The 8,732-nt window shown below is 45.9% G+C and carries 6 protein-coding genes; 5 read left to right on the top strand and 1 reads right to left on the bottom strand.

Features of this window, described 5'->3' with window-relative positions; all coding sequences use genetic code 11:
• Positions 1 to 692, top strand: a 692-nt coding sequence (locus WBV75_RS11835) for a DUF4130 domain-containing protein (protein ID WP_424120798.1), incomplete at its 5' end; no start/stop codon positions are given.
• A 14-nt stretch (positions 693 to 706) separates the two neighbouring features.
• On the opposite strand, the gene WBV75_RS11830 is transcribed toward WBV75_RS11835, so the two are convergent.
• A complete protein-coding gene (locus WBV75_RS11830; RefSeq protein ID WP_424120797.1) occupies positions 707 to 1,240 on the bottom strand; it encodes a hypothetical protein in 534 nt (177 codons plus the stop codon).
• Positions 1,241 to 1,351: 111 nt separating this feature from the next.
• On the opposite strand from WBV75_RS11830, the gene uvrA reads away from it, so the two are divergent.
• The 4 genes from uvrA to WBV75_RS11810 all read left to right on the top strand — a co-directional run.
• Complete coding sequence (gene uvrA, locus WBV75_RS11825; RefSeq protein ID WP_424120799.1) at positions 1,352 to 4,207, top strand: excinuclease ABC subunit UvrA; 2,856 nt, start codon at positions 1,352 to 1,354, stop codon at positions 4,205 to 4,207.
• A gap of 46 nt (positions 4,208 to 4,253) precedes the next feature.
• The gene (locus WBV75_RS11820; protein ID WP_424120796.1) at positions 4,254 to 4,940 is read left to right on the top strand and encodes a TIGR00730 family Rossman fold protein; all 687 of its coding nucleotides are present in this window, start codon (positions 4,254 to 4,256) and stop codon (positions 4,938 to 4,940) included.
• A gap of 3 nt (positions 4,941 to 4,943) precedes the next feature.
• Entirely contained in the window at positions 4,944 to 7,787 is a 2,844-nt protein-coding gene (locus tag WBV75_RS11815) for a metalloprotease (RefSeq protein WP_424120795.1), read from the top strand.
• A 156-nt stretch (positions 7,788 to 7,943) separates the two neighbouring features.
• A partial coding sequence (locus WBV75_RS11810; protein ID WP_424120794.1) for a thiamine pyrophosphate-dependent dehydrogenase E1 component subunit alpha occupies positions 7,944 to 8,732 on the top strand: 789 nt, incomplete at its 3' end.

Raw genomic sequence — 8,732 nt, 5'->3', positions numbered from 1 at the left:
GGATAGAGGAATCTCATCCCCGGGTTGCTTTTAACCCTTTATTCAATACAGATACCCTCCCCCTTTTCGGGTCGGGTGTAAGAATTGAAACAAAAATCCAAAAAGCCAAGCGCCTATGGGAAGATTTAGGGCTTCTGGGAACTGAAATTCAAAAACGGGTATATTTCAGCTTCCTGCACGAGAATGCAAAACTCCAATCTGAAATATATATTTATGTAGCCCACCTTTTTGGTCCGCATATAGAGGGAATTGAATACCTGGGCGTTCAAGCCGGAAAAAAATTGGATATAGCCGTTAGAGAAGTTTCCCGGGAACGGGACGCTCAGGAGCGGGTATTATCCTTTAAGTCGAACACGGATAGATTATGGTACAGTGAGATTCGACCAAAACACGATATACTTCCTCTTTTGTCGAGGCACTGCAGGTCTCGTTTTCCCTCTGATCCATGGCTGGTGGTGGATGCCAATCGCAAAAAGAGACTCAGTTCGGTTTCCGGAAAGCTAACCCTTGATGCATGTCTGCAAAATGTAAGACCCGAATCCGGCACATACAAAAGCCTTCAAAGGGTCACCGATACCTCTAAAGATGATAAAACAAGATGGAACGCACCCCCTCCCCTCCCGGAAACTCCATCCCTTGTTAATCGGAAGACACAAAAATGGGAAGCGGCATGGAGACAAAAGGCCGTGTAAAAAGAGAAAATTACCTAAGCTTTTGAACTCCGCTCGCCTACGAATTGATCGCTCTTGTTTTTAAAAAGGATATTAAACGTAGTCAGGCTCCCATAGATACGGGTAATGTACTGTTGCAAATCTACCTTTTCCTGGTCGTCCAGGCGGTCACTGGAATTAATTTTTTGTTCCATCACCCGCAGCCGGTCACGAACCATGACGATTTTATGAAAGAAGGCACTTATTCCGATTTCTTTTGGGGTAAGGTTGGGATCCCCCGGTTGCAGGACCATACTCCCACCCTTCCATTTATCGGAAAGGGGCACGAGGGTTGTGACATCGCTCCATTTCCTTAAAATGTCCGTCAGAATGGTTTCCACCTCGGAAAAACTAATCGAATCCACCTCGTCCCGTATGGCTTCAATCACATCAAAATCAGAACCTATATCAATGGTTTCGATACCTGAATCCAGGAAAGAAACCCAATAATGATCGGAGCTTACATTGATTACTACACCCTTACCGTAATCCGGATGAGAAATACGAGATCCAATACCCAGTAGTTTCATAAGTCAGCGTTTTGGGACCTAAATTAAGCCGTGGATTTATAATAGCCAACAAAAACAAGGGCTGCTTCATATTTACATGCCAAAATCGTAATTTTGCAACTTGCAAAAACGATGAAGTTTCCCAACGATCAAATTATCGCAGTCCAGGGTGCCAGGGTCCATAACCTGAAGGATATTGATGTTGAAATCCCCAGGGAAAAGCTCGTAGTGATCACAGGGCTCTCCGGCAGCGGAAAGTCCTCTCTTGCTTTTGATACGATATACGCAGAAGGCCAAAGGCGCTATATCGAGACTTTTTCGGCTTATGTCAGGCAGTTTTTGGGCAGCCTTGAACGTCCGGACGTGGATAAAATTGACGGACTCTCTCCCGTTATTGCGATCGAACAAAAAACTACTTCCCGCTCTCCCCGTTCCACGGTTGGGACTATTACCGAGGTATACGATTTCCTGCGTCTCTTATTTGCAAGGGCCTCTGATGCTTACAGTTTCAATACGGGCAAAAAAATGGTCAGCTATACCGATGAGCAGATTCGCGATCTCATTGTTGCGGACTACGAGGGAAAGCGCATAAGTATCCTCGCTCCGGTTATCCGGTCCCGCAAAGGACACTACCGGGAACTCTTCGAACAAATAGCAAAACAAGGGTATGTTAAAGTCCGGGTAGACGGAACCATTACCGACCTTGAAAAAGGAATGAAGGTGGACCGGTATAAGACCCATGATATTGAAATCGTCATAGATCGTTTACAGGTCTCAGATACTCCGGAAATCCTTAAGCGTTTGGACGAAAGTATCCGAACCGCGATGTATGCAGGGGACGACGTATTGATGATCCTTGAAGAACAAACCGAAACCCCCCGATATTTCTCAAGGGATCTGATGTGTCCGGAAACCGGAATCTCCTATCCGGTTCCGGAGCCCAACACTTTTTCCTTTAATTCCCCCAGGGGGATGTGTGAAAGCTGCAATGGGCTCGGCCACATCTATGAAGTGAACCCCGGTAAGATTATACCCGACCCCTCGATATCGATTAAAGCCGGAGGAATTGCCCCTCTCGGGGAATACAAAAAATCATGGGCGTTTAAGCAGCTGGAAACAATTGGTTTGAAATATGGTTTTGTCCTGGAGGATCCCATTGACCGTATTCCCCCTGAAGCCCTGGATGTTATTTTGAATGGCGGTAAGGAGGCCTTTGAGGTAGACTCAAAGACCTTAGGCGTACGCAGGTCCTACCGTATAGATTACGAGGGCATTGCCTCCTTCCTGAAAGGCCAGTTTGCCGAGAGCAATTCCGTTCATATTAAGCGATGGGCAAAGGGGTATATGGATAAAATCACCTGCCCCTCTTGTAGTGGGAGCCGGTTGCGCAAAGAGGCCTTATATTTCAAAATAGACGATAGGAACATTGCTGACCTAGCGGGTATGGACATCGGGGAGTTGGTTGAATTCTTCGAAGACCTTTCCGGGAAACTCGAGGGGGATCAAAAGAAAATCGCGGCGGAAGTTGTCAAAGAAATAAGAACCCGACTGAAGTTCCTTCTGGACGTCGGTTTGGAGTACCTTTCGTTGAATCGCGGGTCAAAAAGCCTTTCCGGAGGGGAAGCCCAGCGCATCAGACTAGCAACCCAAATCGGTTCTCAACTCGTAGGTGTACTCTATATTTTGGATGAACCCAGTATAGGCCTCCACCAAAGGGATAATACACGATTGATAAACTCCCTGAAGGCCCTCAGGGATGCCGGGAATTCAGTAATTGTCGTGGAGCATGACCGGGACATGATTGAAGCTTCAGATTACGTCATTGATATTGGACCCCGGGCCGGGAAACACGGGGGGCAGATTATTTCTGAAGGACCCCCACAACACCTGTATGACCACCATACGCTGACCGCGGATTACCTCAGTGGTCGTAAAACGATTGCGATACCACCGAAGCGAAGAAAAGGAAATGGAAGTTACATTGTATTAGAGGGTTGTACCGGGAACAACCTCAAGGATATTACGGCCCGTTTTCCATTGGGCCGGATGATCGGCGTAACCGGAGTCTCGGGCAGTGGCAAATCCACTTTGGTCAATGAAACCCTTTATCCCATTATGAATGCATATTATTTTAATGGGGTCAAAAAACCAATGCCGTATAAAGCGATTCACGGCCTTGAGCATATCGATAAGGTAATCGATATCAACCAGGCACCTATTGGCAGGACACCCAGGTCCAACCCGGCTACGTATACGGGCGTCTTTAGCGAAATTCGCTCACTATTTACAAAAACCACGGAGGCCTCCATTCGCGGTTACAAGCCCGGCAGGTTTAGTTTCAACGTAAAAGGAGGCCGGTGTGAAACCTGCCAGGGTGGTGGACTCCGGGTCATTGAAATGAATTTTCTCCCCGATGTATACGTGGAATGTGAAACGTGCAACGGCAAGCGGTTTAACCGGGAAACTCTCGAGATTCGGTACAAAGGAAAATCCATTGCGGACGTTCTGGAGATGACGGTGGATGAGGCCGTTGAATTTTTTGAACACATCCCCAAGATTTATCGCAAACTCAAAACGATACAGGATGTCGGGTTGGGCTATATTTCCCTGGGTCAGCAGAGCACCACACTTTCGGGCGGAGAAGCCCAAAGGGTTAAACTGGCCACGGAACTCTCCAAAAGGGACACCGGTAAAACCTTTTATATCCTCGATGAACCCACCACGGGTTTACATTTTGAGGATATTCGTGTTTTAATGGAGGTGTTGCACAAACTCGTGGATAAAGGAAATACTGTGCTGATAATAGAGCACAACATGGATGTCATCAAAATTATGGATTACATCATCGATATAGGATATGAAGGCGGACGCGGGGGCGGCCGGATTGTATGTGAAGGCACCCCTGAAGAAGTGGCTCAGGATACCCGGAGTTATACTGCCAGATTTTTAAAAAGGGAGCTTTATCCCTCTGAAGTAACTGCGAATTGAAGGCGCGGTATACCATGCTGTATTTCATGACGTTAAATAGGATACTATGAAGAAAGAACAACACCACAAAGGCTGGAATGAAATAAAGATCAACGATTCATGGGCGATCTTTAAAATAATGGGGGAATTCGTCAATGGGTATGAAAAGATGAGTGCTATAGGACCCTGCGTCAGTATTTTTGGATCTGCACGGACCAAACCCGACAATCCCTACTACAAATTGACAGTTTCAATCTGCCAGCAACTCTCACAGTCCGGATATGGTATCATTACAGGAGGCGGACCCGGGATCATGGAGGCCGGAAACAGGGGTGCCAGCATTGCAGGGGGTACATCCGTGGGTTTGAATATTGACCTTCCGTTTGAGCAAAATGACAATCCCTACATCGACCGTGACAAAAGCCTGGATTTCGACTATTTCTTCGTCAGGAAAGTCATGTTTGTCAAGTATGCCCAGGGTTTTGTAGTCATGCCCGGTGGCTTTGGAACCCTGGACGAACTTTTTGAGGCTCTCACCCTGATCCAGACTGAAAAAATCGCACAATTTCCCATTATCCTTGTGGGGACCGAATTCTGGTCGGGAATCCTCGACTGGATTAAGGACACCATGCTCAAGGCTGGAAATATTTCCCCTGAAGACCTCGATTTAATCCGATTGGTCGATACAGCTGAAGAAGTAGTTTCCTTAATTGACTCTTTCTACAAAGGACGCATGCTTGCTCCGAACTTCTAGTAGATGAAATTCGACCTGGCATATTCCCCGGTGCTTCGGTTTATTGGGATACTCTTTGTGTTTCTCAATGCGCCCCTGCTTATGTATGGGCAGCATCAGAATAGAATTACCGCAACCCTTGACCAGGAAACGAAAATCATTGAAATCCAGCAGGAATTCACTTATGTCAACGATTCTGACGATACTCTGGAAGAACTGTTTTTTAACGACTGGGCCAACTCCTATTCAGATAAAACTACAGCCCTCGCTAAAAGGTTTTCTGATGAATTCCGGAAATCCCTTCATTTGGCCAAAGACTCGGAAAGAGGTTCTACCGATATACTCGCCATATCCGATCAGGACTATAGAAACGTCTCCTGGGAGCACCTGCAGGGGAAAGATATTGTTCGCTTTACCCTGAATACGCCCCTCGGCCCGGGTGGGGAAGCCAAGTTCTTCCTTACCTACACCGTTAAACTCCCTCCAAATAAATTTACACCCTACGGATATGGTGCAGATGGCAGTTATTACCTTAAAGACTGGTACCTCACCCCTGCTGTCTACGACTCGGTTTGGAACCTTTATTCCAATAAAAACCTGGAGGACTTATATACGGGTATCACAGATACCGATATAAATTTCATTTTTCCCGACTCCCTTTATCTGGGAACTAATTTCGTGGACCTGAGCCTGACGAGTTTTCCCGGGAACCAATATGCCAACCTAAAGGGTGTTGGACGAAAGAGCTGTGACGTCATACTGAACGCTGCAAAGCCCTTTAAAAAGCATGTAACCTCCACTCTTTTTGTGGTCACAGATATACAGTCGCAGAAGTATAGTGAGATTCTGCAGGGGATTTCCATAGAGCGCATTTCCCGCTTTATCAACGACAATCTGGGCGACTTCCCGTATACACAACTTCTTGTTAGTGAAATTGATTTTAACAAGAATCCCCTTTATGGGCTCAACCAGCTCCCCTCCTTTATCCGTCCCTATGACGAACAATTCCAGTTCGAGCTGAAATTCCTGAAAACGGCATTAAACAGTTATTTAAGGGAATCGATATTTCTAAACCCGAGAAAAGACAAGTGGATAACCGATGCGATTATCAATTATCTGATGATCATGTATGTCGATGCGTTCTATCCGGATCAAAAACTATTGGGGAAGCTGTCAAAGAGTTGGATTCTCCGGGGTACGTACCTCGCACAAATGGATTTTAACGACCAGTATTCCTTCCTCTATATGTGGATGGCCCGAAGAAATCTGGATCAGGCTCTCAATACCCCGAATGATTCGCTCATAAAATTCAATCAGAAAATAGCCAATACCTACAAGGCTGGCCTGGGATTGTCTTACGTAGATGCCTATTCTGGCGGTGGGGTGGTTGACCCGGCTATTAAGGCCTTCTTTGAGAATTACAAATTAAAGGAGGTAACTCCCGGGGATTTTGAAAACACCTTAAAAACCTTTTCCCCAAAAGATATTGACTGGTTCTTCAGGACTTATGTCACTACCAGCGATCAGATCGATTATAAAATTAAAAAAGCTGACAAGGGCAATGATTCTATACAGGTAACAATTGAGAATAAGACGAATACTGAAGTGCCTATTTCACTATTTGGCCTGCGAAATGACACGGTGGTCTCAGATTACTGGCTTAAAGGTTTTAAGGAATCTCAGACCTTCCAGATACCCGATATGGGGGAAAAACGCCTTGTATTGAATTACGACCAGAATATTCCGGAATTCAGCCAAAAGGACAACTGGAAATCCCTGGGTGGGTTTTTATCTTCGAACAGGAAATTGAAATTCCAGTTCTTCAGAGATGCCGAAAACCCCTATTACAATCAGGTTTTCTATATGCCGGTATTGGACTTCAATATTTATGATGGGTTAACCCCAGGACTCCGCCTGACCAATAAAACCTTGATACAACGGCCTTTTCAATTTAATTTTGTCCCTCAATACGCCATAAGGGAGGATGCCCTTGTTGGGAGCGGTTCCTTAATCTATCGCCACTATCACGGGAAAAGTGGGTTTTATGTGACAAATTACTCCCTGAGAGGCTCATCTTTTCACTTTCAAACCAATTCCAGGTATTCTACCATTACCCCTGCAGTGAGTTTCGGATGGCGTCCGGAAGATTTAACCTCAAATATCCGCAGCAGCCTCTTGATGCGCTATGTGAATGTCTTCAGGACTATCGACCCGAGCCTGGACCTGGAAACAGATCCGGATTACAGTGTATTGAATTTCAGGTACAAGTACCTCAACAACAATATTGTCAATTTTTTCTCCTGGTTTGCCGATGCCCAGCATTCTGCGGATTTTACAAAGGTTGCCGTCAACGTGGATTACAGAAGGCTGATGATCAACAACCGGCAGTTAAACCTCCGATTTTTTGCCGGGGCCTTCCTTCGGAATGATACAGATTCAGATTTCTTCAGCTTTGCACTCGACCGGCCTACGGATTACCTTTTTGATTTTAATTACCTGGGCCGTTCAGAGGATTCGGGAATTGCGAGTCAACAGATTATCATCGCTGAAGGAGGGTTTAAGTCACAACTTGAAAACCCCTTTGCCAATGAATGGCTCGTCACGGGGAACGCGAGTTTTGGTCTTTGGAAATGGATCGAGGCCTATGGGGATATCGGTTTTTTAAAAAACGAAGGGGTACCCGCCCGATTCGTCTACGATTCGGGGATTCGCCTGAATCTCGTGACCGATTATTTTGAGCTCTACTTCCCCTTGTATTCCAATAGGGGTTGGGAAATAGCGGGGCCGAATTACGACCAAAGAATCCGTTTTGTAATCACTTTAAGCCCAAGGACCTTAACAGGACTCTTTACCCGGAAGTGGTTTTAATTTTAATGTATTCTCATTTTTTTCTTCTTTTTTAGCCTGTATTGACAATTTATTTCACCAATTCAGGTTTTTATTGTGAAATCACTAATGTCGCGCTATGTCTGTATTGCATGAATCGACTTCCTTTAGTACCTTTGATGTAAACCCCTCCGGCGAATGAAAGTTCAATTAGACCCTGAGAAAGATCTCTCCTTCAATGACTTTAAATCACAAATACTTGAGGACTATCGCGTTGCCGTTCTCAGCCGGGAGTGCAGTATACTTGGCCGCCGTGAGGTTCTAACGGGAAAGGCTAAATTCGGAATCTTCGGAGACGGTAAGGAGCTCCCCCAACTGGCCATGGCCCGGGCTTTTAAAAACGGGGATTTCAGAAGCGGATACTACCGCGACCAGACTTTTATGATGGCTCTGGGACTTCTCAACCCGAAAGCCTTTTTTCATGGTTTATACGCCACTCCGGACCTGGAAAAAGAACCTATGAGTGCCGGCAGGCAGATGGGAGGACATTTTGGAACCCACAGTCTTCATCCGGACGGGAGCTGGAAAAACCTTTTGGATCAGGCCAATAGCAGTCCCGATATATCCCCAACCGCCGGGCAAATGCCCAGATTGCTGGGGTTGGCCCAGGCATCCAAGATTTATCGCCATGTACCTGAGATCCGGTCAGATCTTTTCTCAGAAAATGGAAATGAAGTAGCATGGGGCACCATTGGGAATGCCTCGACGAGTGAAGGGCATTTCTTTGAAACCCTGAATGCTGCCGGCGTATTACAGGTCCCTATGGTTTTAAGTGTTTGGGACGATGCCTACGGGATATCGGTTCCGGCCAAATACCAGACCACTAAAGAAAATATCTCGGAAATTCTCAAAGGATTCCAGAGAACGGAAACGGAAGAGGGATATGAAATTTTCAAAGTAAACGGATGGGACTACACCGCCCTGATT

It is taken from the genome of Robiginitalea sp. (assembly GCF_049588695.1).
Classification (GTDB): Bacteria; Bacteroidota; Bacteroidia; order Flavobacteriales; family Flavobacteriaceae; genus Robiginitalea.
This window is presented reverse-complemented; position numbering and strand designations above follow the sequence as displayed.

What these genes read in the sequence shown, in the direction of transcription:
- WBV75_RS11830 (WP_424120797.1), bottom strand. Translation starts at nt 1,240, where the DNA reads ATGAAACTACTGGGTATTGGATCTCGTATTTCTCATCCGGATTACGGT.
- uvrA (WP_424120799.1), top strand. Translation starts at nt 1,352, where the DNA reads ATGAAGTTTCCCAACGATCAAATTATCGCAGTCCAGGGTGCCAGGGTC.
- WBV75_RS11820 (WP_424120796.1), top strand. Translation starts at nt 4,254, where the DNA reads ATGAAGAAAGAACAACACCACAAAGGCTGGAATGAAATAAAGATCAAC.
- WBV75_RS11815 (WP_424120795.1), top strand. Translation starts at nt 4,944, where the DNA reads ATGAAATTCGACCTGGCATATTCCCCGGTGCTTCGGTTTATTGGGATA.